At 62.1% G+C, this 1,764-nt stretch carries 1 protein-coding gene; it reads left to right on the forward strand.

Annotated elements, in window-relative coordinates; genetic code table 11:
* Positions 1–418 precede the first annotated feature (418 nt).
* A partial coding sequence (gene ectA / locus A2J02_RS19625; RefSeq protein ID WP_231911483.1) for a diaminobutyrate acetyltransferase occupies positions 419–1,764 on the forward strand: 1,346 nt, incomplete at its 3' end.

Consider the following 1,764-nt stretch of genomic DNA (forward strand, 5'->3'; position numbering starts at 1 on the left):
TTCCGGACGTATCGTCCGTGACAGGGCCGATTCTGTTGATCGACCTGCTGACCGACACCGGGTGGACGTTCACCTGCGCCACGTCGGCTCTGCGAACTGCGGGTGCCGAAGCGGTGCTTCCGTTCGCTTTGGCGACACCGAAGTAGCGGTCCGTCGGAAGCGGGTGGTTTGAATTCCGTCGTTGCGGGTAGAGCCAGCCGGGCGCCGATGAAGTGACCAGCATCACATTGACGGGTTAACCTGGGGAAGCATGTCCGATTCCGGGGTCGATTTCCCGGCGCACTCGATATGCCTCGGCGACCTTGTTACGTTTGTATTTCCTATGAAGCCCGCATTGCTGAGAGGTACCCCGCTCACTGCGCCGGACGCAGTGAAGTTTCGTAAGCCACAGATCTCCGACGGAGTCCGGCTCTGGGAGATCGCAAGAGATTCGCGAGTTCTGGATCTCAATTCCAGCTACTCGTACGTGTTGTGGTGCCGTGATTTCGCGGCCACCACCGTCGTATCCGACATCGACGGCCGCGCAGTCGGTTTCGTCACCGGATACATCCGCCAGGACGCCCCGCGCACACTGTTCGTGTGGCAGGTCGCCGTGGATGCGGACCAGCGTGGCAAGGGACTTGCCGGTCGCATGCTGATGGAGCTGCTCGACCGCCTCGAGCCACAGGGCATCACGCATCTGGAAACGACGATCAGCCCGGACAACGAAGCGTCGATCGCAACCTTCACGAGCCTCGCACGCAAGCGAGGCACCGATATCGTCAGGTCGGATTTGTTCGCGCCCAACGATTTCCCTGATAGCCACGAAGCCGAGGAGCTCTACACAGTAGGCCCCGACGCGTCGCGGAATTACGAAAGGAACAAGCAGAACATGACCGAAAAGAACACCGTGACAACAGAGAAGCCCGACGTATTCGAGACCGTCGAGTCCGGCGTGCGTAGCTACAGCCGCCAGTGGCCCGCCGTGTTCACCACCGCGAAGAACTCGGTCATCACCGACGAGAACGGCAACGACTACCTCGACTTCTTCGGTGGCGCAGGCGCTCTCAACTACGGCCACAACAACGACTTGATCAAGAGCGCGTTGGTCGACTACATCACCAGCGATGGCATCACCCACGGACTCGACATGTCCACCGTCGCCAAGCGGGAGTTCCTCGAGTCGTTCAAGAGGAACATCCTCGATCCCCGCGGCCTGGACTACAAGGTTCAGTTCCCCGGACCGACGGGCACCAACACCGTCGAGGCCGCACTCAAGCTTGCTCGCAAGGTCACCGGCCGCGAGGCGATCATCAACTTCACCAACGCATTCCACGGCATGACCCTCGGCGCGCTGTCGGTCACCGGTAACTCGATGAAGCGAGCGGGAGCCGGAATTCCGTTGGTGCACACCACTCCGATGCCGTACGACAACTACTTCGGCGGCGTCACCGAGGACTTCCAGTGGTTCGAGCGCGTGCTCGACGACTCCGGCAGCGGATTCAACCGCCCGGCCGCAGTGATCGTGGAGACCATCCAGGGTGAGGGCGGCATCAACGTCGCGCGCCCCGAGTGGCTGCGCGCGCTGGCCGAGCTGTGCTCGCGCCGCGAGATCCTGCTGATCGTCGACGACGTGCAGATGGGCTGCGGACGCACCGGCCAGTTCTTCTCGTTCGAGGAAGCCGGCATCACCCCGGACATCGTCACGCTGTCCAAGTCCATCGGTGGCTACGGCATGCCGCTGGCGCTGACTCTCTTCAAGCCCGAGCTGGACGTGTGGTCGCC

Origin of the sequence: Rhodococcus sp. EPR-147, assembly GCF_001647185.1 — a bacterium.
Taxonomy (GTDB): Bacteria; Actinomycetota; Actinomycetes; order Mycobacteriales; family Mycobacteriaceae; genus Rhodococcoides.